21 protein-coding genes are annotated in these 22,593 nt (G+C 66.1%); 12 read left to right on the plus strand and 9 right to left on the minus strand.

The annotated features are described in order from the left end of the window. Positions 1-61: 61 nt before the first annotated feature. The 5 genes from egtD to gluQRS all read right to left on the minus strand — a co-directional run bounded on the left by egtD (position 62) and on the right by gluQRS (position 4,240). A complete protein-coding gene (egtD, locus tag QOL68_RS11340; protein ID WP_282949388.1) occupies positions 62-1,048 on the minus strand; it encodes an L-histidine N(alpha)-methyltransferase in 987 nt (328 codons plus the stop codon). A gap of 1 nt (position 1,049) precedes the next feature. Further along, positions 1,050-2,336 (minus strand): ergothioneine biosynthesis protein EgtB, encoded by a 1,287-nt coding sequence (gene egtB, locus QOL68_RS11345; protein WP_282949387.1) that lies wholly within the window; start codon positions 2,334-2,336, stop codon positions 1,050-1,052. 225 nt (positions 2,337-2,561) lie between these two features. Then, positions 2,562-3,143, minus strand: coding sequence for a cob(I)yrinic acid a,c-diamide adenosyltransferase (locus QOL68_RS11350; protein WP_282949386.1), 582 nt, complete (start codon positions 3,141-3,143; stop codon positions 2,562-2,564). A gap of 11 nt (positions 3,144-3,154) precedes the next feature. Beyond that, complete coding sequence (locus QOL68_RS11355; protein WP_058456338.1) at positions 3,155-3,379, minus strand: HIG1 domain-containing protein; 225 nt, start codon at positions 3,377-3,379, stop codon at positions 3,155-3,157. A 9-nt stretch (positions 3,380-3,388) separates the two neighbouring features. After that, a complete protein-coding gene (gluQRS, locus tag QOL68_RS11360) occupies positions 3,389-4,240 on the minus strand; it encodes a tRNA glutamyl-Q(34) synthetase GluQRS (RefSeq protein WP_282949385.1) in 852 nt (283 codons plus the stop codon). 170 nt (positions 4,241-4,410) lie between these two features. Here gluQRS and QOL68_RS11365 point away from each other — a divergent pair, with 170 nt between their 5' ends. The 3 genes from QOL68_RS11365 to ppc all read left to right on the plus strand — a co-directional run bounded on the left by QOL68_RS11365 (position 4,411) and on the right by ppc (position 8,260). Then, complete coding sequence (locus QOL68_RS11365; protein ID WP_058456388.1) at positions 4,411-4,977, plus strand: HNH endonuclease; 567 nt, start codon at positions 4,411-4,413, stop codon at positions 4,975-4,977. Between the two features lie 141 nt (positions 4,978-5,118). Then, on the plus strand, positions 5,119-5,526 hold the full coding sequence (locus tag QOL68_RS11370; protein WP_282949384.1) for a YbaY family lipoprotein: 408 nt from the start codon (positions 5,119-5,121) through the stop codon (positions 5,524-5,526). Positions 5,527-5,590: 64 nt separating this feature from the next. Further along, entirely contained in the window at positions 5,591-8,260 is a 2,670-nt protein-coding gene (ppc, locus tag QOL68_RS11375; RefSeq protein WP_282949383.1) for a phosphoenolpyruvate carboxylase, read from the plus strand. A gap of 81 nt (positions 8,261-8,341) precedes the next feature. Here ppc and QOL68_RS11380 read toward each other — a convergent pair whose 3' ends face one another. From QOL68_RS11380 to QOL68_RS11395, 4 genes are all read right to left on the minus strand, one after another. Then, positions 8,342-8,863 carry a hypothetical protein gene (locus QOL68_RS11380; protein ID WP_282949382.1) on the minus strand — a complete coding sequence of 174 codons (522 nt, stop codon included), beginning with the start codon at positions 8,861-8,863 and terminating at the stop codon, positions 8,342-8,344. Positions 8,864-9,014: 151 nt separating this feature from the next. Continuing rightward, a complete protein-coding gene (locus tag QOL68_RS11385) occupies positions 9,015-9,818 on the minus strand; it encodes an SDR family oxidoreductase (RefSeq protein WP_282949381.1) in 804 nt (267 codons plus the stop codon). A 17-nt stretch (positions 9,819-9,835) separates the two neighbouring features. Beyond that, positions 9,836-10,954 carry an acyl-CoA dehydrogenase family protein gene (locus tag QOL68_RS11390; RefSeq protein WP_204992180.1) on the minus strand — a complete coding sequence of 373 codons (1,119 nt, stop codon included), beginning with the start codon at positions 10,952-10,954 and terminating at the stop codon, positions 9,836-9,838. 120 nt (positions 10,955-11,074) lie between these two features. Further along, the gene (locus tag QOL68_RS11395; protein ID WP_282949380.1) at positions 11,075-12,256 is read right to left on the minus strand and encodes an acyl-CoA dehydrogenase family protein; all 1,182 of its coding nucleotides are present in this window, start codon (positions 12,254-12,256) and stop codon (positions 11,075-11,077) included. Positions 12,257-12,426: 170 nt separating this feature from the next. On the opposite strand from QOL68_RS11395, the gene QOL68_RS11400 reads away from it, so the two are divergent. The 9 genes from QOL68_RS11400 (at position 12,427) to QOL68_RS11440 (ending at position 22,552) form a co-directional block, all read left to right on the plus strand. Continuing rightward, entirely contained in the window at positions 12,427-13,284 is an 858-nt protein-coding gene (locus QOL68_RS11400) for an SDR family NAD(P)-dependent oxidoreductase (RefSeq protein WP_058456346.1), read from the plus strand. Beyond that, a complete protein-coding gene (locus tag QOL68_RS11405; RefSeq protein ID WP_282949379.1) occupies positions 13,281-14,720 on the plus strand; it encodes an MFS transporter in 1,440 nt (479 codons plus the stop codon). The genes QOL68_RS11400 and QOL68_RS11405 overlap by 4 nt, the downstream gene beginning before the upstream one ends. Then, the gene (locus QOL68_RS11410; protein ID WP_282949378.1) at positions 14,717-16,156 is read left to right on the plus strand and encodes an MFS transporter; all 1,440 of its coding nucleotides are present in this window, start codon (positions 14,717-14,719) and stop codon (positions 16,154-16,156) included. Before QOL68_RS11405 ends, QOL68_RS11410 begins: the two co-directional genes overlap by 4 nt. 123 nt (positions 16,157-16,279) lie before the next feature. Next, positions 16,280-17,572: an acyl-CoA dehydrogenase family protein gene (locus tag QOL68_RS11415; RefSeq protein ID WP_282949377.1), complete on the plus strand. Its 1,293-nt coding sequence runs from the start codon at positions 16,280-16,282 to the stop codon at positions 17,570-17,572. A 26-nt stretch (positions 17,573-17,598) separates the two neighbouring features. After that, positions 17,599-18,690 (plus strand): Zn-dependent alcohol dehydrogenase, encoded by a 1,092-nt coding sequence (locus QOL68_RS11420; protein ID WP_058456350.1) that lies wholly within the window; start codon positions 17,599-17,601, stop codon positions 18,688-18,690. Continuing rightward, positions 18,687-19,760: a phosphotransferase family protein gene (locus tag QOL68_RS11425; RefSeq protein WP_282949376.1), complete on the plus strand. Its 1,074-nt coding sequence runs from the start codon at positions 18,687-18,689 to the stop codon at positions 19,758-19,760. The genes QOL68_RS11420 and QOL68_RS11425 overlap by 4 nt, the downstream gene beginning before the upstream one ends. After that, positions 19,757-20,533 carry an SDR family NAD(P)-dependent oxidoreductase gene (locus tag QOL68_RS11430; RefSeq protein ID WP_282949375.1) on the plus strand — a complete coding sequence of 259 codons (777 nt, stop codon included), beginning with the start codon at positions 19,757-19,759 and terminating at the stop codon, positions 20,531-20,533. Before QOL68_RS11425 ends, QOL68_RS11430 begins: the two co-directional genes overlap by 4 nt. Next, the gene (locus QOL68_RS11435) at positions 20,533-21,336 is read left to right on the plus strand and encodes an SDR family NAD(P)-dependent oxidoreductase (protein WP_215353210.1); all 804 of its coding nucleotides are present in this window, start codon (positions 20,533-20,535) and stop codon (positions 21,334-21,336) included. The genes QOL68_RS11430 and QOL68_RS11435 overlap by 1 nt, the downstream gene beginning before the upstream one ends. Before the next feature lie 13 nt (positions 21,337-21,349). Beyond that, positions 21,350-22,552, plus strand: coding sequence for a serine hydrolase domain-containing protein (locus QOL68_RS11440; protein WP_282949374.1), 1,203 nt, complete (start codon positions 21,350-21,352; stop codon positions 22,550-22,552). Positions 22,553-22,593 lie beyond the last annotated feature (41 nt).

The raw sequence follows: 22,593 nt of genomic DNA on the forward strand, positions 1-22,593 counted from the left end.
CTTTCGCTGAAATCCTGCCCGTGCCCCTACGGCTTCGAGCATAGGCGTCAAGAGCGGAGCATCACGGAGCCGAGCGGAACTCGGTCGCTTCGGCGAGGATCAGCGCGAAGGCGGGGTCGGCGTCGTCCCAGGTCGCGACCGGGGTCCAGCCGCCGGCGCGGAGCAGCAGGTTCGCGTCGCGCGGGCCGTACTTGTGGCTGTTCTCGCTGTGGATCGTCTCGCCCTTCGCCATCGCATAGCTGCGGCCGTCGACGGTGAAGTCCATCTCGCACGCCGCAACGAGATGCATTTCGATGCGCGCATGGACATCGTTCCAGATCGCGCGATGGCTGAAATTCTCGACCGGGATCGTCCCGCCGAGTTCGCGATTGATGCGTTCGAGGAGGTTGAGATTGAACGCCGCGGTGACCCCCGCCGGGTCGTCATAGGCACGTTCGAGAACCGCGATATCCTTGATCCGGTCGACCCCGATCAGCATCAGCGAGCCGTCGCCGAGTGCAACGCGCCAGTTGCGAAGGAGGTCGATCGCCGTGCGCGCGACCATGTTGCCGATCGTCGAGCCCGGAAAGAAGCCGAGCTTGGGCAGCGGGCAGATTTCGCGCGGCAGGTCGACGCGCTGGGTGAAATCGGCCTCGACCGGATAGATGGCAAGCGCCGGAAAGCGGTCCGCGAGCGCCTCGGCGCTGTCGCGGAGGAAATCGCCCGAAATATCGACGGGGACATAGGCGGCGGGGTCGATTGTCTGCAGCAGCAGCGGCGTCTTCGTCGAGCTGCCCGAGCCCAATTCGACGACCGCGCGGCCGGCGCCGATCGCCGCCGCCATTTCGGCCGCGTGACGCGTCAAGAGATCGGTTTCGCTGCGGGTCGGATAATATTCGGGGAGCGCGGTGATATCCTCGAACAGCGCCGATCCCGTCGCGTCGTAGAACCAGCGCGCGGGGATCGCTTTTTGCCGCTGCGACAAGCCCGCGTGGACGTCGGCGCGAAACGCGATGTCGACGCCCGTTGCATCGGCATCGACCTGTCGGAGCTGGCGGACAACGCCCATGTCAGAGATCCTTTACGAGACGGAGGCCGGTGAATTGCCAGCGCTGGTGGGGGTAGAAGAAATTGCGATAGGACGCGCGCATATGGCCGCGCGGCGTGGCGCAGCTACCGCCGCGCAGCACGAACTGCCCGCTCATGAACTTGCCATTATATTCGCCGACCGCGCCGGGCGCGGCACGGAAACCGGGATAGGGGCGATAGGCGCTGCCGGTCCATTCCCACACGCTGCCGAACATCTGTTGCAGATCCGTGTCGTCGCTGGCAGCCCGCGGCTGGACCGGCCCGGCCGTATCGAGCTGCTGTCCGCCAAGCGGGTCGAGTGCGACCGCCGCGGCTTCCCATTCGAATTCGGTTGGCAGGCGCGCCCCGGCCCAGGTCGCGAAGGCGTCGGCCTCGAAGAAGCTGATGTGGGTGACCGGCGCGGCGGGGTCGATCTCGCGCCATCCCGACAAGGTGAAATGCCGGCCTTCGCGCCAATAGGCCGGCCCCTGAATATCCTCGGCCTGCACCCATGCCCAGCCGTCGCTGAGCCAGAGCGCGGATGTGTGGTAGCCGCCGTCGGCGATGAATTCCTGCCATTCGCGGTTGCTCACCGGGCGACTGGCGAGCGCATGCGGTGTCAGCAGCGCATCGTGGCGCGGGCCTTCGCAGTCGAAGGCGAAGCCGCCGCCGACGTCACCGACCGGGATCACCCCTTCGGCGCCCTTGACCCACTGCAGAGCGCCCTGCCCGGAATCGGCGGAAATCTGCGCAACTTCACTCGCGATTGCACCCTGTTCCCACACCGCGGGGCCGAGCGGGTTCTGCGCGAAGAGATGCTTGAGGTCGGTGAGCAGCAATTCCTGATGCTGCTGTTCGTGGTGGATGCCAAGCTCGACCAGCGCCAGCGCGGCGGGCGGCAGATCGGGGAGCGCGGTCTGCACCGCGGCGTCGACATGCGCGCGCCATATGCAGACTTCGTCGAGCGAGGGGCGGGTCAGCAGCCCGCGGTGCGGGCGCGCATGGCGCGGCCCCTCGGCCTCGTAATAGCTGTTGAAGAGGTAGGCGTAGCGATCGTCGAAGAGGCGATAGCCGGGCAGATGGTCGCGCAGCACGAACGTCTCGAAAAACCATGTCGTGTGCGCGAGATGCCATTTGGCAGGCGAAGCGTCGGGCATCGACTGCGCGCTCGCGTCGGCGTCGGACAGGGTGGCGATAAGATCGAGCGACAGACGCCGGGTCGCGGCGAAGCGGCGGGCCAGTTCGTCCAGCGGATCGGTGCGGTTTGAAGCGTCGGTGCGGCTGGCCATAACTCAGACAATCCCCCGAGGTGCGATTCGGTTTCGCTGTGGGACCAATTATGGTTACGGCGCGAAGGATTGTCTAGAACAATAGGGGAACATTATCCTCCCTGTCGCGCCGCGATGGGGAGGTGGCAGCGGCGCAGCCGCTGACGGAAGGGCTATGGCGCAGCCCCTCCACCACTCGCTTCGCAAGCGGTCCCCCTCCCCACGGCTTCGCCGCAGGGAGGATGCTCAGCGCGTGGCGCCGGGTTTCCAGAGCACATCGCCCCCGGCAGCGGCGTTGATGTGCCGCGTCATCACGAACAGATGGTCCGACAGGCGGTTGAGGTAGTTGAGCGCGAGCGGATTGAGGTCGCGGTCGGCGTTGGCGGCGACGGCCGCGCGTTCGGCGCGGCGCGTCACTGCGCGCGCCAGATGGAGCCGCGCCGCCGCATCGGTGCCGCCGGGCAGGATGAAACTCCGCAGCGCATCGAGCGCATCGTTCATGCGGTCGATCTCGTCTTCCAGCCGCGCGATCTGGCTCGGCACGATGCGCAGCGCCATGTCGTGCGGGCCGAAACCGAACTGGATGTCGGGCGGGGTCGCAAGGTCGGCGCCGAGGTCGAACAGCTCGTTCTGGATGCGCGACAGCATCGCCGCCTCTTCGCTCGCCGGATCGAGCGCGACTGCCGCGAACCCGACCGCGCTGTTCGCTTCGTCGACGTCGCCGATCGCCGCCATCAGCGGCGCCGATTTGGCAATCCGCGAGCCGTCGACGAGGCCGGTGGTGCCGTCGTCGCCGGTGCGCGTGTAGATCTTGTTGAGCTTGACCATGGGGCCGCGGCTTAGCTTCCGGCGGCGGTCACGCCAATGATGATCAGCAGGATGATCGTGATCGCCTGCCACTTCACCCGGGCCATCATCATCTTGTTCTGCATGATCTGGTTTTCGCGGAGATTGCCCTCGGCCTCGGCGCGGTGGCCTTGCGCGAAATAGATGAGCCCGCGCGCGAGCGAGAAGAGGACGAGACCGGCGGCCGCGATGACCGCGAGGACGAGGATGATCTGCATGAGCCCACTTTAGGGGATTTGCAGCGAATAGCCAGCGGGAAGCCGCTGCGCGAGCAAATCGGCGGCGAGCGCGGGGCCGTCGACGCCGCTATCTCGAAGCGAAGCGAGCGCGGCGGCGGCGTCGCGTTTCGCGAGCCTCTTGCCGTCGGGGCCGCAGACGAGGCCGTGGTGGCGATAGACCGGGGTCGGCAGGCCGAGCAGTGCCTGCAGCAGCCGGTGGACATCGGTCGAGGCGATAAGGTCGGCGCCGCGAATGACATGCGTGACGCCCATCGCGGCATCGTCGAGGGTCGAGGCGAGATGATAACTTGCGGGCGCATCCTTGCGCGCGAGGACGACATCGCCGTGGGCCCGCGGGTCGGCGGCGCGCATCCCCTGCCCCAGCTCCTCCCAGCGAAGGTCGCCCACGCGCGCCGCGGCGCGGGCCATGTCGAGGCGCCACGCGTGCGGCTCTGCGGCGAGGCGACGGTCGCGTTCGGCCCCAGATAGATGGCGGCAGGTGCCGGGGTAGATCGAACCGGATGGGCCGTGCGGCGCGGCGAGGCTCGCGGCGATATCGGCGCGGGTACAGAAGCAGGGATAGACGAGCCCGCGCGAACGCAGCTCGTCGAGCGCGGCCGCATAGCGTCCGAGATGCGCCGACTGGCGCACCGGATCGCCGTCCCAGTCGAGCCCGAGCCAGGCGAGATCGGCGAGCGAGGCCGCGACATAGTCCTCGCGCGACCGGCTGCCGTCGATGTCGTCGATGCGGATACGAAAGCCGCCACCGGCCCCGCGCGCGGCGCCATGCGCAAGCACCGCGCTATAGGCATGGCCGAGGTGAAGCTCGCCCGTCGGACTGGGTGCGAACCGTGTCAGCATGACACGCTTTGCGATTCCATATGCTGTGCCGTGCCAAAGCGAATCATTCCATATCTTGCGGCACATGCCCCCTTGACGTCAGAATCTGATGCGGCATGTAATGACGGTGTCATGCAGGGAAGGCAGTGGCGCGCCATCCCGCGCAGCATAGGGGGCAGCGTTACCGAGCCATGTTCCATCCCGATCTTGCCAGGCATCCCGATTCCTGTCCGGCCCTTGTACTCAATGCAGACTATACGCCGCTGAGTTACTACCCGCTGAGCCTGTGGCCGTGGCAGACCGCGGTCAAGGCGGTTTTCCTCGACCGGGTGACCATCGTCGAGAATTACGAGCGCGAAATCCACTCGCCGACGCGGACGATGCCGATCCCCAGCGTGATCGCGCTGCGCCAATATGTGAAGCCGTCGCAATATCCGGCCTTCACGCGCTTCAACCTGTTCCTGCGCGACCGCTTCGCGTGCCAATATTGCGGGTCGGGGAAGGATCTGACGTTCGATCATGTCGTCCCGCGCCGCCTCGGCGGACGGACGAGCTGGGAGAATGTCGCCACCGCCTGCGCGCCGTGCAACCTCAAGAAGGGTGGCCGGACGCCGCAACAGGCGCACATGCCGCTCCACCAGCAGCCGTGGCGCCCGACGAGCTGGCAGCTGCAGGACAATGGCCGCTGCTTCCCGCCCAATTATCTGCATGAAAGCTGGATCGACTGGCTTTACTGGGATGTTGAACTGGAGGGTTAGGCAGCCCCGCCCGTTTGGGCTATGTCTTGGGTTTCCGTGTCCCTGCGAAGGCAGGGATTCATCTCCGGCCGGTTCCATTTTGCACCGGCCGGAGATGGGCCCCTGCCTTCGCAGGGGTGCATGGTTTGCAGGGAGACGATCATGCTGCGTATCGCGGTCCCCATCGCTCTTTCACTGACCGCGTGCGCGACGACCGCGCCTGCCGAACGGACGCTCGCCGTCACGGGCAGCATCGCCTATCGCGAGCGCATCGCGCTGCCACCGACCGCACAGATCGAGGTGCGGCTCGACGATGTCAGCCGTGCCGACGCGCCCGCCACCAATATGGCGACGCAGAGCTTTGCGAGCGAAGGCAAGCAGGTCCCCTTCGCCTTCACCCTGACCGTCGACCGCGCCGATATCGATCCGCGGCACAGCTATGCCGTGTCGGCGCGGATCACCGATGCCGACGGCAAGCTGATGTTCATCACCGACACGCGCAACTCCGTTACATTCGATAGCAGGTCGGTGATCGATCTGGGAACGCTGATGCTCGTCAGGACGCACTGATCTTTCGCAAGCATAGCTATGCGCGGCTTGACGCTGCGCCTTCGCAGGTGCAGCAAAGCCGCCCATGGGACCGCCGATCCAGATCTCGCAAAATCCCGACATCCGCTATCTCGGGCGGATTCTCGGCGACGTCATCCGCGCCTATGGCGGCGAGAAACTGTTCCGGCAGACCGAATATATCCGCTCGTCGAGCGTCGACCGGCATCGCGGCATCGCGGGGGCCGAGGCGATCGATCCGGGGCTCGACGCGCTGAGCCTCGACGACACCGTCGCGTTCGTGCGCGGTTTCATGCTCTTCTCGATGCTCGCGAACCTCGCCGAGGACCGGCAGGGGGTCGCCGCCGAGCCCGAGGCGACGGTTGCCGCCGCGCTCGAAAAGCTGCGCGCCGACGGGATCGACAGCGACGCGGTCGCGGCGCTGCTGAACGCCGCGCTCGTCGCGCCGGTGCTCACCGCGCATCCGACCGAGGTGCGGCGCAAATCGGTGCTCGATCACAAGAACCGCATCGCCGAGCTGATGCGGCTGCGCGACGCGGGGCTCGACGAGACGCCCGAAGGCGACATCGTCGAGGAAGCGATAAGGCGGCAGATCGTGCTCTTGTGGCAGACGCGGCCGCTGCGCATGGAAAAGCTGTTCGTCGCCGACGAGATCGACAACGCGCTGACCTACCTTCGCGACGTCTTCGTGCCGGTGCTGCCCAAGCTCTATGCGCGCTGGGAGAAGGATCTGGGGCAACGCCCCGCGAGCTTCCTTCGCGTCGGAAGCTGGATCGGCGGCGACCGCGACGGCAATCCCTTCGTCACCGCCGAGACGCTGAACATGGCGACGAGCCGCAACGCCGCGGCGGTGCTCGGCCACTACGCAGACGCCGTTCACGCCCTCGGCGCCGAGCTGTCGGTGTCGTCGGGGCTCGCGCCGGTGCCGCAAGCGGTCGAGGCGCTGGCCGAAGCAAGCGGCGACAATGCGCCGAGCCGACGCGACGAGCCCTATCGCCGCGCGCTGTCGGGGATCTATGCGCGCGTCTGCGCGACTTACGCCAGCATTGTCGGCAAGGCGCCGCCGCGCGCGTCGGCGCTGAAGGGCGCGCCCTATGCCACCCCGGCCGATTTCCGCCGCGATCTGCTGGTCATCGCGAACGGGCTGTCGGCGAGCGGCGAGGGCCAGCTCGTCGGGATCGGCGCGCTCGGGCGGCTGATCCGCGCGGTCGAAGTCTTCGGCTTCCACCTCGCGACGCTCGACATGCGGCAGAACAGCGCGGTCCACGAGCGCGTGCTGGCGGAGTTGCTCAAGGTGTCGGGGGTCGAGGGCGATTATCTGGCGCTGGGCGAGGAGGCGCGCGTCGCGCTGCTCCGCCGCGAACTGGGCGTGAACCGGCCGCTTGCCGCCGCGTGGCACGAGTGGAGCGAGGAGACCGCGGGCGAGCTTGCGATCGTCCACGCCGCCGCTTCGGTCCGCGCGCGGCTCGGCCACCAGGCGATATTGCAGTGGATCATCAGCAAGGCCGAGAGCCTGTCCGACCTTCTGGAGGTCCATGTCCTCGCGCGCGAGGCCGGGCTGTGGTCGGCCGAGGGCAACGACACGCTGATGGTCGTGCCGCTGTTCGAGACGATCGCCGACCTCGACGACGCGCCCGCGATCATGGCGCGCTATTTCGCGCTGCCCGAAATCGCGCCGCACATCGCCGCGCGCGGGCATCAGGAAGTGATGATCGGCTATTCGGATTCGAACAAGGACGGCGGTTACCTCACCTCGACCTGGGGGCTGCATCAGGCGTCCGCCGCGCTGACCCCGGTGTTCGACGCGGCCGACACGTCGATGCAGCTGTTCCACGGCCGCGGCGGCGCGGTCGGGCGCGGCGGCGGCAGCGCCTTTGCCGCGATCCGCGCGCAGCCTGCGGGCACGGTGCAGGGGCGCATCCGCATCACCGAGCAGGGCGAGGTGATCGCGGCGAAATATGGCACCGCCGACAGCGCCGCGACGAACCTCGAGGCGATGGTGTCGGCGAGCCTGCTCGCGAGCCTCGAGCCCGAGGGCATGAGCGACGCGAATTGCGGGCGCTTCACCGCGGCGATGGATGCGCTGTCGAACAGCGCGTTCACGGCGTATCGCGGGCTCGTTTACGAGACGCCGGCGTTCAAGGATTTCTTCCGCGCGATGACCCCGATCGCCGAGATTGCGGGGCTGAAGATCGGGTCGCGGCCGTCGAGCCGGACCAAGTCGACCGCGATCGAGGATCTGCGCGCGATCCCGTGGGTGTTCAGCTGGGCGCAGGCGCGCACGATGCTGCCCGGCTGGTACGGAACGGGTGAGGCCTTTTCGGAGTTCGGCGACAAGGCCCTGCTCGCCGACATGGCCGAGAGCTGGCCCTTCTTCGCCGCGCTGCTCGGCAATATGGAGATGGTGCTCGCGAAATCGGACATGGGGATCGCGGCGCGCTATGCCGAACTGGCGAGCGGCGTCGACGGGCATGCGGCCATCTTCACCCGCATCCGCGACGGCTGGAATCGCGCGCATGACGGGCTGCTCGCCATCACCGGCCAGTCGCGGCTGCTCGAGAAGAATCCCGCGCTCGAGGCGTCGATCCGGCTGCGGCTGCCCTATATCGAACCCTTGAACCTGCTGCAGATCGAGCTGATGAAGCGCCACCGCGCGGGTGAAACCGACCCGCGCATCGCCGAGGGCATCCAGCTGACGATCAACGCGATCGCGACCGCGCTCAGGAACAGCGGCTAATGCTGTGAACCCCGGCGAAAGCCGGGGCCCATGTCCGAACATTGCTACTGGGCCCCGGCTTTCGCCGGGGAGCACGTCCGGTCAGCTCTTGCTAATCGTCACCTTGCCCTTGGCGTTCGCGCCGTCGGGGCCGAAGTCGATCTTGAAATCATCGCCGTCCTTGGTCGTCCCGCGCAAGGTGTCACCGGCGCGCTGGACCTGGATATTCTTCTTGGCGAACTCGCCCGCCATCCAGTCGACCGCCTTGGCGGGCGGGGCGGGAGAGGTGAAGCCGAGTTCGACAGTTGCCTTGTTGCCGCCGCTGCCATTGTCGCGCGCATCGACATTGACCGTCGTGACATTGCTGCCCGGATAGAGTTTCACGCCGTCGATATCGAAATCGCCCTCGACGTCGAGGTCGACGAAATCGGGGATCTTCATGTCGATCCCGACGCCGTCGCCACCGATCTTGATCCGGCCGTTGCCGTCCTTGCCAGCCGTGATCTGGACCCCGCCATGCTCGTCGCCGGCGTTGATCGAGACTTCGGTCTTATCCGTCTTCTCCTCGCCCTGCCCGCAGGCGGCGAGGAGCATCATCGGGGGGATCAGAAAGGCAAAACGCATGGCACATCTCCTTGGTGCATTAGTTACATAATACACCTTGGGTTTGCCGAGTCAACGCCTCCACTCTCGGCATCCCGGACCTGATCCGGGATCCATGCAACAGCGGTCGTTATGGACCCCGGATCAGGTCCGGAGTGACGATGCTTGAGGATCAGGCGTCGATGCTGGTCTTCAGATCGCCATGGACCAGCCCGCCGTCGACCGCGATCGTGTCGCCGACGACATAGTCGCCCGCCTTCGACGCGAGGAAGATCGCGGCGCCCGCCATATCCTCGGGCACGCCGATGCGCTTGACCGGGATGCTCTTGGCGACCGCGTCGCCATGGTCGCGCGCCGCCTTGTTCATGTCCGACTGGAAGGCGCCCGGCGCGATCGCGGTGACGATGATATTGTCGGTCACCAGCCGCGCCGCAAGGCGCTTGGTCAGGTACAGGATCGCGGCCTTCGAGGCGTGATAGCTGTAGGTTTCCCAAGGATTAAGGCGCATGCCGTCGATCGAGCCGATGTTGATGACCTTCGCCGGGCGCTCGTGCGATCCGCCCGCCTTGAGCAGCGGGTGCAGTGCCTGCGTCAGGAAGAAGGGCGATTTGACGTTGATGTCCATCACCTTGTCCCAGCCCGCTTCGGGGAAGCCCTCGAACGGTTCGCCCCACGCCGCGCCCGCGTTGTTGACGAGGATGTCGAGGCGCTCCTCGCGCGCTTCGAGTTCCTTGGCGAGCGCGCGGCAACCCTCGACGGTCGAGAGGTCGACGGGAAGCCCGATCACCTTGCCCGGATAGCGCGTCTCGAAATCGGCGACGGCTTCCTCGATCTGCGCACTCTTGCGCGCCGAGATATAGACGCGCGCGCAGCCCGCGGCGAGATAGCCCTCGACGATCATCTTGCCGATCCCGCGCGAGCCGCCGGTGACGAGCGCGATGCGGCCGTCGAGGCCGAACATGTCCTGAAGATTCATCTGGCTTCTCCCGTCGATCAGTAGCCGCTCATCCGTGCGACCTGTTCGGTGTGATAATGGACGTCGCCCATAAATTCGGCGAGCGCACGGTCGCGCTTCATATAGAGGCCGATGTCATATTCGTCGGTCATGCCGATGCCGCCGTGCATCTGCACGCCTTCGCGCACCGCGAGGTTCGCGGCGCGGCCGGCCTTCGCCTTGGCGACCGAGACCATCAGCTTCGCGCCGTCATTGCCCTGGTCGAGCAGTTCCTGCGCCTTCATCACCGCCGCGCGCGCGACTTCCATCTCGCCATAAAGATGCGCGGCGCGGTGCTGGAGCGCCTGGAATTCGCCGATCAGACGCCCGAACTGCTTGCGTTCCTTGAGGTAACCGACCGTCATGTCCATCGCACCCTGGCCGACGCCGACCATTTCGGCGGCGGCGCCGGTGCGCGCAGCGGCGAGCAGCGCGTTCAGCACCTCTTCGCCGGCATCGACTTCGCCGATCACCGCATCGGCGTCGACCTCGACGCCGTCGAGCGTGACGTGGCTCGCAAGCGAGGAATCGACGAGGCGGCGCGGATCGGCGGTCACGCCCTTCGCTTGCCTAGGCACCGCGAACAATGTGATCCCGCCGTCGGTCTTCGCCGCGACGATGCTCATGTCGGCGACATGGCCGTGGAGCACGAAGCTTTTCTTGCCGTCGAGGCGGAAGCCGTTGCCCGCGCGCGTCGCGGTCGTCGCGATGCGGTCGGGGCGATGCTTCGATCCCTCGTCGATCGCGAGCGCGACGATCGCCTCGCCCGCTGCAATCGCGGGAAGCCAGCGCTCGGCCTGCGTGCCGCCCGCCTTCGCAAGCGCGGCGACCGCGCCGACGCTGGTCGACAGGAAGGGCGACGGGGTCAGGTTGCGGCCGATTTCCTCGAGCACGATGCCCGCCTCGATATGCCCCATGCCAAGGCCCCCGTGGGCCTCGGAAACAAGCATCCCGGGCAGGCCCATTTCGACGAACTGCGCCCAGAGGTCGCGCGAGAAGCCGGTGGCATCGTCACTGTCGCGAAGCTGGCGAAGATGCGCGACCGGCGCCTGTTCGGCGATGAACGGGCCGACGCTGTCCTTCAGCATCAACTGGTCTTCATTATGATAAAGCGGCATTTTGTTTCTCCAGTTCCCCTCCCGCTTGCGGGAGGGGTTAGGGGAGGGCTTGTTAGGACACCGCCCCTGAAATCGACAGGCCCTCCCCCGACCCCTCCCGCAAGCGGGAGGGGAGAAGGATTACGCTCCCGGCAGGTCGAGAATACGCTTGGCGACGACATTGAGCAGGATTTCGCTCGTCCCGCCTTCGATCGAATTGGCCTTGGTGCGAAGCCACCCGCGCGGGCGGGCGCCGCCCTTGGTTTCGGGGCTGTCCCATTCGAGCGCTTCGCTGCCGCCGCACGCCATCACCAGCTCGTGCCGTGCCTTGTTGAGTTCAGTGCCGACATATTTCATCATGTTCGAGCTCGCGGGATGCGCGCGGCCGGTTTTCCACATATCGATGAAACGCTCGCCCATCGCCCGATAGGCAAAGGCGTCGACGTCGAATGCGGCAAGCTGGGCGCGCAGGATCGGATCGTCGAGTTGGCCCGCCGCGTTGCGGCCGAGCACCCCGGCAAGCGAACCGCCAAGACTGACGAGCTCACCCGCCGAATCGCCGCCCGAAATCATCTCGCGCTCGTGCCCGAGGAGATATTTGGCGACGTCCCAGCCGCGATTGATCTCGCCGACATACTGCGTCTTGGGCACGACGACATCGTCGAAGAAGGTCTCGCAAAACGGGCTGTTGCCCGAGATGAGCTTGATCGGCTTCGTCGTGACACCGGGGGTCGTCATGTCGAAGAGCATGAACGTGATGCCCTGATATTTGTTCGTCTTGTCGGTGCGGACGAGGCAGAAGATCCAGTCGGCCTTGTCGGCATAGCTGGTCCAGATCTTTTGGCCGTTGACGACCCAGTGATCGCCCTTGTCCTCGCCATAGGTCTGCAAGGACACGAGGTCGCTGCCCGAGCCGGGTTCCGAATAGCCCTGGCACCAACGGATTTCCCCGCGCGCGATCGGGTTCAGATAATGGACTTTCTGTTCTTCGGTGCCGAACTGCAGCAGCGCCGGGCCGAGCATCCAGATGCCGAAGCTGTTGAGCGGCGAGCGGGCGCCGATGCGCGCCATTTCCTGCTTGAGGATCTTGGTCTCGGCCGCCGAGAGACCGGCGCCGCCATAGGGCTTCGGCCAGTCGGGAACGGTATAGCCTTTGGCTACACAGCGTTCGAGCCACAGCTTCTGCGCCTCGCTCTGGAATTTCCAGTTGCGGCCGCCCCAGCAGACGTCCTCGTCACCGCGGACGGGTTCGCGCATTTCGGGCGGACAATTTTCTTCCAGCCACGCGCGCACTTCGGCGCGGAAGGCGTCCAGATCGCTCATCTTCAAGGCTCCTCTTCTGGCCACAAATCTAGGACCGGAGCGCTACTTTACGCAAGCGTCAACTTGGGCCAAAAATCCGACGCTACGGCGCCGTAACGGAAGACTGCGAGCCGTTGACGCGCCTCGCCGCGCCCCTAAGCTAGGTGGCAAAATAAAACGGGAGCAGAGATATGCGATTCGCAGGCAAGATCGCCGTGGTCACCGGCGCGGCATCGGGCATCGGCAAGGCGGCCGTGCTGAAACTCGCGGGCGAAGGCGCGCATGTTTTCGCGGCCGACATCGACGAAGCGGGCGGGCGGGCGCTGGCCGAACAGTCGAACGGCAAGATCGACTTCGTCCGCTGCGACGTCACCGTCCCCGCCGATATCGAAGCGCTGATGAACACCGCCGCCGAGAAAGCCGGCGGGATCGACATCGTATTCAACAACGCCGCCGCGGGCGGCGACCGCGCGCCGATCGACGAGATCACCCCCGAAGGCTGGGACCGCACGATGGATCTCGTCCTCAAATCGGTCGCGATGGGCATCCGTTATGCCGCGCCGCATATGAAGCATCGCAAGGGCGCCAGCATCGTCAACACTGCAAGCGTCGCGGCGCTCGGTGCCGGCTATTCGCCGACGGCCTATGCGGTCGCGAAGGCCGGCGTGCTGCACCTCAGCAAGGTCGCGGCCACCGATCTGGCGCAATATGGTATCCGCGTGAACGCGATCTGCCCCGGCTTCATCAACACCAATATCTTCACCGCTTCGCTCGACGTGCCGGGCGAGCTCAAGACGCAGGCGAATGCCGTGATCGCGCAGATGAGCGCGCAGGCGCAGCCGGTCGCGCGCGGCGGCCAACCCGAGGATATCGCAAACGCGGTCGCCTATCTGGCGAGCGAGGAGTCGAGCTTCATGACCGGCACGCATATGCTCGTCGACGGCGGGCTGACGATCGGCCAGCGTCACGCATGGGACAAGGAAACGCCGGGCATGTTCGATGCCCTGCTCGCGATGGAGGAAGCGGCGAAAGCCGGAGCCGCCGGGTGACCGCCGACACCCCGGCATCGACGCGCCTGCCGGTCCGCCTGAAGCTGTTCCACGGCCTTGGCAGCGTCGCCTATGGCGTCAAGGACAACGGCTTTTCGACCTTCCTGCTGATTTTCTACAGCCAGGTGGTCGGGCTGGATGCCAGCCTCGTATCGCTCGCGCTGATGTTCGCGCTGCTCGCCGATGCCTTCGTCGATCCGCTGATCGGCTATTTCTCCGACCGCACCTACACGCGCTGGGGTCGGCGCCATCCCTGGCTTTATCTCGCGCCGATCCCGCTCGCTTTCGCATGGATGCTGCTCTGGTCACCGCCCGACGACCATACGCATATCTTCGCCTATCTGGTCGTCGTGGCGGTGCTGGTGCGTACGCTCGTTTCGTGCTGCGAGGTGCCGTCGCAGTCGCTCGTCGCCGAACTGACGAGCGATTATGACGAACGCACCGCGCTCGTCCGCTTCCGCTTCCTCTTCGCGTGGGGCGGCGGGCTGCTCGTCTTCTTCCTCGCCAACACGGTCTTCCTGCGCCCCGACGCGACGCACGAATTCGGCCAGCTCAATCCCGCCGGCTATTGGCTCTACGGTCTCTGCGGCGCGATCATCATGGCAGCGACGGTGCTGATCTCGGCGATCGGCCAGCATCGCCGCGTCGCGCATCTGCCCGCGACCAAGCCCGAGCCCGGATCGCCGAAACGGCTGTTCGCCGAAATATGGGAATCGCTGCGCCACCCCGCTGCGCTGATCCTGCTCGGCGCCTCGCTGATCGCGATTTCGAGCACGCAGATGACCTTCACCATCTCGAACTTCCTATACCTCTATGTCTGGCGCTTTTCGGACGGCGCGTTCGCGGCGCTGCCGTGGCTGCTGATGGTGAGCGTGATCGGTTCCTTCCTGCTCGTGCAACCGTTGCACCACCGTTTCGGCAAAAAAAGGACCGCGGTGGTGTGCGGGATTATCAGCACGATTTTCTGGGTCGTCCCCTTCGTACTGCTGCTGTCGGGCAACTGGCCCACGATCGGATCGAGTTTTTCCAGCAACCTGTTGATGGGCTTCATCCTCCTCTCGAACGTCAATGCGGTGATGGTGATGATCTCGGGCCAGTCGATGCTCGCCGATGTGGTCGAAGCCTCGCAGGTCGAGACCGGGCGCCGCACCGAGGGCGTGTTCGCGGCGGGCTGGATGTTCGTCCAGAAATGCGCGACCGCGGTCGGAATCGGGCTGACCGGGCTGCTGATCAGCCTGTCGGGGCTGCCGTCGAAGGCGATCCCGGGGCAGGTCGCGCCCGAGGTGATCGAGCGGCTGGTGGTGAGCTATGGCGTGATCGTGGTGATCGCCGCCGCCTGCTCGACCTGGATCTTCTCGCGCTTTCCGATCAACCGCGCCGACCATGAGGCACGGATCGCCGCATTGTCGGCGACCGAGGCGACCGGCCTGCAATGACCGCGCCCGCCCTTCCCGCCCCGCTGCCGATGCGGATCAAGCTGGCGCACGGGCTGGGCAGCGTGACGCTGGGGATCAAGGAGGCGGGGCTCACCACCTTCTTCATGCTCTATTACAATCAGGTGCTCGGCTTCGACCCGCGCACCGTGTCGCTGGTGCTGATCGGCGCGATGGTGATCGACGCACTGGTCGACCCGCTGATCGGGCGTCTGTCCGACGCGACACGCACGCGGTTCGGGCGGCGGCTGCCCTGGCTCTATGGCGCGGCGGTACCGATGGCGATCGCCTGGGCCTTGCTGTGGGTCTCCCCCGACATCGCACAGCATTCGACGCTGGGGCTGATCGTCAATGTCGTCGCCGTGCGCATCCTCGTCTCGGCATGCGAAATCCCGTCGGTGTCGCTCGTCGCCGAACTGACGCGCGACTATGACGAGCGCACGACGCTGATGCGCTTTCGCTTCCTGTTCGGCTGGCTTGGCGGGCTCACCGCGACAGCGCTCGCCTATGGCTATTTTTTGACCTCCGACGAGCCGGGACAGAGCGGCCTGCTCGAAGCCGCGGGCTATACCGAATTCGGGCTGTTCGGCGCGGCAATGATCCTGATGTCGACGCTGGGGTCGGCCCTGGGGCAACACCGGCGCATCGTATCGCTGCCGCCGCCCGCCGCGACAGGGCACGGCAATTCGATGCTCGCCGACATCGCGCTCGCCTTTCGCAACCCCGCCTTCGTCGCGCTGGTCAGCGGGGCGCTGTTCATCGTCACCGGCTATGCGACCGCGATCGCCTCGATCAACTATATGATGCTCTACGTCTGGCAGCTCGGCGACGCGCAGTTCGCCTGGTATCCGCTGGGGCTCGCGATCGCGGTGTTCGGCGCCTTCGCCGCGGTCGGGCGCGCGCATCGCCGCTTCGGCAAGCGCGACACCGCGATCGCTGCCGCGCTGTTCAGCGGCGTCCTCGCCTTCCTGCCCTATGCCGCGCGCAATCTGGGCTTCTGGCCCGAGCTCGGCGGGACGGCGTCGGTCTTTCTGCTGCTCGGCTTCATGACGCTGTCGCTGTTCGGGCAGATCGTGGCGAACATATCCGCCGCGTCGATGGTCGCCGAAATCGTCGAGGCGCACGAGGTCGCTCATGGCACGCGAATCGAGGGCGTGTTTTTCGCGGGCTATCTGATGACGCAGAAATTCGGGCAGGCGCTCGGCATCTTCCTCGTCGGCCAGCTCGTCGCCTTTGCAGGGCTGGGCGAGCGGATGCGGCCCGAGGACCTGCCCGCCGACACGGCGACCCAGATGGGATGGATTTACGCCGGGCTGATGGTGTCGATCGGAGTGCTCGCGGCGCTCGGGCTGCGCCGCTACGCGATCGACCGGGCCAGCCACGAGGCGCGGCTGGCGCTGCTTGGCGGAGGCGAGCCCACCCATAAGGAGCGCTCATAGCGAATATGCCGAAACATAATGTCCGCCGATCGCAGAAAAATGCGATTTCGCGGCATCCGGGCCTTGGCAAAGCGACCGAATCGGCCCAAGGGTTTACGTAAACGTAAAGGGAAGGATGTAGCGATGGATTTCGATCTTACCGACCGGCAGAAGCATTGGCAGGGCCGGGTTCGCGATTTCATCGAGCGCAAGGTCCGCCCCGCGGTTTCGACCTACAAGCAGCAGGATGCCGCGGGCGATCGCTGGAAGGTGATCGAGGTCGTCGAGGACCTGAAGGCCGAGGCGAAGGCGGCGGGCATCTGGAACCTGTTCATGCCGCCCAAGTCGGCCGCGCATCATCATGTCGACGAGACGTTCGAGTTCGAAGGCCCCGGCCTCACCAACCTCGAATATGCGCTCTGCGCCGAGGAAATGGGCCGCGTTGGCTTCGCGAGCGAGGTGTTCAACTGTTCGGCGCCCGACACCGGCAACATGGAAGTCTTCCACCGCTACGGGACGCGGGCACAGAAGGACAAATGGCTCGCGCCGCTGATGAACGGCGAAATCCGGTCGGCCTTCCTGATGACCGAACCCGCGGTCGCCTCGTCCGACGCGACGAATATCGAGACGCGGATCGAGCGCGACGGCGACGATTATGTGATCAACGGCACCAAATGGTGGTCGTCGGGCGCAGGCGATCCGCGCTGCAAGGTGGCGATCGTGATGGGCAAGACCGACTTCGGCGCCAAGCGCCACGCGCAGCAGTCGATGCTGGTCGTGCCGATGGATGCGCCGGGGATCAACATCAAGCGCCACCTGCCCGTCTTCGGCTATGACGACGCGCCGCACGGCCATATGGAAATCGAGCTGAAGGACGTCCGCGTCAACGCCGAGGAGGCAATGCTGCTCGGCGAGGGCCGCGGCTTCGAAATCGCGCAGGGCCGTCTCGGGCCGGGCCGCATCCATCATTGCATGCGCACCGTCGGCGTCGCCGAGGAAGCGCTGGAACGCATGTGCAAGCGGCTCCAGTCGCGCGTCGCCTTCGGCAAGACGATCGCCGAGCACAGCATCTGGGAACAGCGGATCGCGCGCGCGCGGATCGACATCGAGATGACACGCCTGCTCTGCCTGAAAGCCGCCGACATGATGGACAAGGTCGGCAACAAGTCGGCCGCGGCCGAGATCGCGATGATCAAGGTGCAGGCGCCGAACATGGCGCTCTCGATCATCGACGATGCGATCCAGGCGCATGGCGGCGGCGGGGTCAGCGACGACTTCGGCCTCGCCAAGATGTACGCAGGCCAGCGCACGCTGCGCCTGGCCGACGGCCCCGACGAGGTTCACGCCCGCGCGATCTCGCGCATCGAGCTCGCGAAACATTCGCCTGCCGCGACCGATGCCGGCTTCTCGTCGGGCGACATCGGCGTTTCGCGCTAAACAGCAGCAGATTTCGGAGAGACACTTTGACCAAAGCCGCCGTTCTGATCGAGCCGGGCAAGCCGCTCGTCATCGAAGATGTCGTCGTCGACAAGCCCGGCCCGCACGAGGTGCGCATCCGCACCGCGGCGTGCGGCCTGTGCCATTCGGACCTGCACTTCATCGACGGTGCCTATCCGCACCCGCTGCCCGCGATTCCCGGGCACGAGGCGGCGGGGATCGTCGAAGCGGTCGGCAGCGAGGTTCGCACGGTGAAGCCCGGCGATGCGGTCGTCACCTGCCTGAGCGCCTTCTGCGGCCATTGCGAGTTTTGCGTCAGCGGGCGCATGTCGCTTTGCCTCGGCGGCGACACGCGCCGTCCCGCAGGATCGGCGCCGCGCATCACCCGCCCCGACGGCTCGCCGGTCAACCAGATGCTCAATCTCAGCGCCTTTTCGGAGGTGATGCTGGTCCATGAGCATGCCTGCGTGCGGATCGACCCCGACATGCCGCTCGACCGCGCCGCGGTGATCGGCTGCGCGGTGACCACCGGCGCCGGAACGATCTTCAACGCGTGCAAGGTGACGCCCGGCGAGACCGTTGCCGTCGTCGGCTGCGGCGGCGTCGGCCTCGCGACGATCAACGCCGCGAAGATCGCCGGCGCGGGCCGCATCATCGCCGCCGACCCCGTGCCCGAAAAGCGCGAACTCGCGAAGAAGCTTGGCGCGACCGACGTCGTCGATGCGCTTTCTGACGATGCCGCGAAGCAGATCCTCGAAATCAGCAAGGGCGGCGTCGACCATGCGATCGAGGCGGTCGGACGCCCGGCCTCGGCCAGCCTTGCCGTCGCTTCGCTCCGCCGCGGCGGCACCGCGACGATCCTCGGCATGATGCCCCTCGCCGAAAAGGTCGGCCTGTCGGCGATGGATTTGCTCTCGGGCAAGAAATTGCAAGGCGCGATCATGGGCGGCAACCGCTTCCCGGTCGATATCCCGCGCCTTGTCGACTTCTACCTCCGCGGACTGCTCGACCTCGACAGCATCGTCGCCGAGACGATTCCGCTGAGCCAGGTCAACGAAGGCTTCGACAAGATGCGAAAGGGCGATGCCGCGCGGTCGGTGATCGTGTTCGACCAATGACGACGGGCATCGACGCGCAAAAGGCCTTCAGCGGCACCGTCGCCCCCGAGGGCGCCGACATACTCGACGAAGCGAAGCTGACCCAGTGGATGGAGGCGAATGTCGAAGGCTTCAAAGGCCCGCTGACCCAAAGCAAGTTTGCCGGCGGCCAGTCGAACCCGACCTACAAGATCAGCGCGCCCTCGGGCAATTATGTCCTGCGTCGCAAGCCTTTCGGCCCGCTGCTGCCCTCGGCGCACGCGGTCGACCGCGAGTACAAGGTGCAGGCCGGACTCCATAAGACCGGCTTCCCCGTCGCGCGCCAGTACGGCCTCTGCACCGACGACAGCGTCGTCGGCAGCTGGTTCTACGTCATGGGCATGGTCGACGGGCAGACAATCTGGGACGGGTCGATGCCCGGCTCGACCCCCGAGAACCGCCGTGCGACCTATCATGCTATGATCGACACGCTCGCCGCACTGCACAGCGTCGATATCGAGGCGGCGGGTCTGTCGGACTTCGGCAAGCCGGGCAATTATTTCGGCCGCCAGGTCGACCGCTGGACGAAACAGTACAAGCTCTCCGAAACCGAGACGATGGACGAGATGGAGCGGCTCATCGCCTGGCTGCCCGCCACCTTGCCCGAACAGACGCGCACCAGCGTCGTCCACGGCGACTATCGCATCGACAATATGATCTACGCGAAGGACCGGCCCGAAGTTCTGGCGGTGCTCGACTGGGAACTCTCGACGCTCGGCGATCCGCTCGCCGATTTCACCTATGTCGCAATGGCCTGGGTGACCGAGAATGGCGGGCGATCGGGGGTCATGGACCTCGACCGCAAAGCGCTCGGCATTCCCGAACTCGACGAGGTCGTCGAGCGCTATTGTCAGGCAACGGGCCGCGACGGCGTGCCCGACATGAACTGGTATTTCGCCTATAACTTCTTCCGCCTTGCCGGGATCATGCAGGGGATCAAGAAGCGCGTCATCGACGGCACCGCTTCCTCCGCCCATGCCAAGGCGATGTCCGAACGCGTCCTCCCGCTCGCGGAAAAGGCGTGGGATTTTGCACGAAAGGCAGGCGCATGAGCCTTTTCGACATGAGCGGTCAGGTCGCGCTGATCACCGGATCGTCGCGCGGCATCGGCAGGGCGATCGCCGAGGCGATGGCCGAGCAGGGCGCAAAGGTCGTGATCTCGAGCCGCAAGCAGGACGCCTGCGACGCCACCGCGGCCGAGATCAATGCGACGTTCGGCGACGGCACCGCGATCGCTGTCCCCGCGAATATCTCGTCGAAGGACGATCTGCAGCACCTCGTCGATACGACGCGAAAGGCGTTCGGCAAGATCAACGCGCTTGTCTGCAACGCCGCGTCGAACCCCTATTACGGCCCCGGCCTCGGGATCAGCGACGACCAGTTCCGCAAGATCATGGACAATAACATCCTGTCCAACCATTGGCTGATCTCCATGGTCGCGCCCGAAATGGTCGAACGCGGCGAAGGCGCGATCACGATCATCAGCTCGATCGGCGGGCTCAAGGGATCGCCGATCATCGGCGCCTATTGCATCTCGAAGGCCGCCGACATGCAGATGGCGCGCAATTTCGCGGTCGAGCTGGGTGCGAGCGGCATCCGCGTCAATTGCATCGCGCCGGGCCTGATCCGCACCGACATGGCGCGCGCGCTGTGGGAGGATCCCGAAAATCTGCGGCGCTCGACCGCCGCCTCGACGCTGAAGCGCATCGGCGAACCCCACGAGATCGCGGGCGCCGCGGTCTTCCTTGCCAGCAAGGCGGGAGCATTCACCACCGGCCAGACCATCGTCTGCGATGGCGGCGCCACGATTTCGGGAGGCGCATGATGGGCGCATTGGACGGCAAGATCGCAATCATTACCGGCGCAGGTTCGGGTATCGGCCGCGCGAGCGCACTGCGTTTCGCCGCCGAGGGCGCGAAGCTGGTGCTCGGCGACAAGACGGCGGCGGTGCACGACACCGCGCAGGCGATCAAGGATGCGGGCGGCGAGGCGATCGCGCTCGAGATCGACGCGGGGGTCGAGGCCGACGTCGCGAAGCTGGTCGCGACGGCGAAGGACAGTTTCGGCGGGCTCGATGTCGCGTTCGCCAACGCCGGGATCATCGGCGACATGGGGGGCATCTTCGATTTCGACCCCGCCGCGTGGGCCGAAACGCTGCGTGTCAACCTGATCGGCCCCGCGCTGATGGTGAAGCACGCCGGCAAGGCGATGGTCGACCAGGGGCGCGGCGGCGCGATCGTGCTGACCGCAAGCGTCGCCGGGATCAATTCGGGCGCGGGCCCGGGCGCCTATTCTGCGTCGAAGGCGGGCGTCATCAACCTTGCCAAGGTCGCCGCGCAGCAGCTGTCGACCAGCGGCGTGCGGGTCAACGCGATCTGCCCCGGCCTGACCGAGACCGGCATGACCAAGCCGACCTTCGACTATGCGAAAGCCAAGGAGGTCACGCACAAGCTCGGCCAGCTCAATCCGCTGCGCCGCGCAGCGCAGCCCGAGGAGCTGGCGAATGTCGCCCTCTTCCTGGCGAGCGACCAGGCGAGCTATGTCAACGGACAGGCGATCGCGGTCGACGGCGGGCTTACCAGTTCGCATCCGGTGACGCGCCAGCTATTGGGCCAGACGTCACACTGAGCGCGGAGGCTATATGAGTCACGGATTCGACACCAGGCGGCTCGACCGCATCCCGGCTTTCCTGCAGGCCAAATATGTCGACACCGGCCGTCTTCCGCACGCCGCGACCCTGGTATCGCGACGCGGCGAGATCGCGCATCTGTCGTGCATCGGCGACGCGCGTCCGGGCGAGGCGCTGAAAGACGACGCGATCTTCCGCATCGCCAGCATGACCAAGCCGATCACGTCGATCGCCTTCATGATGCTGGTCGAAGAGGGCAAGGTCGCACTGAGCGATCCGCTGACCAAATTCTGTCCCGAATTCAAGGATACCGGCGTCTTCGTCGCGGGCGGCGGCAACGTCCCCTTCCTGACGCGCGCGCCGGCGCAGCCGATCCGCATGGTCGACCTGCTGCGCCATACCGCGGGCCTGACCTATGGGTTTCAGGAACGCACCCCGGTCGACGCGGCCTATCGCAAGGCGCGGATCGACGATTTCGACGCCGATTACACGATGGACAGCTTCATCGCGGGGCTCGCAAAAATTCCGTTGCAGTTCGACCCCGGCGCCCACTGGAATTATTCGATGGCGACCGACGTGCTCGGCGCGGTCATCGAGCGCATCGAGGGCAAGCCGTTCGCGCACGTGTTGCAGGAGCGCATCTTCGGCCCGCTCGGCATGGTCGACACCGGCTTCAGGGTCCCAGCCGACCAGCAGCACCGGCTGACCGACTGCTACGCCTTCGACCCCAAGGAGAAGATGAAGGGTTTCGACAGCGGCGACCGCAGCCGCTGGGCGAAGGACCGCAGCTTCCATTCGGGCGGCGGCGGGCTCGCCTCGACCTTGCACGACTATCACCGTTTCTGCCTGATGCTGCTCGGCGGCGGCAAGCTCGGCGATGTGCGCATCGTCAGCCGCAAGACGCTAGATCTGATGACCTCGAACCATCTCGTCGGCGGCGGCGACCTGACGCAGCACAGCGTCGGCATCTTTTCGGAGGACGAGAACGCCGGGGTCGGCTTCGGCCTCGGCTTCGCGGTCACGCTCGATCCCGCCACCACGGGCATTCCAGGCTCGGCCGGCGACTTTTACTGGGGCGGCATGTTCTCGACCGGCTTCTTCGTCGATCCGGTCGAGGAGATCTGCATGGTCTTCATGACCCAGCTCATGCCCTCTTCCACCTATCCCGTCCGGCGCGAGGTCAAGACACTCGTCCACGCCGCCCTCGACGACTGAAACGCCCACCCACCCCTCCGTCCGCAGCGGACAAAGCCCGA

It is taken from the genome of Sphingopyxis sp. Geo25 (assembly GCF_949769135.1).
GTDB lineage: Bacteria > Pseudomonadota > Alphaproteobacteria > Sphingomonadales > Sphingomonadaceae > Sphingopyxis.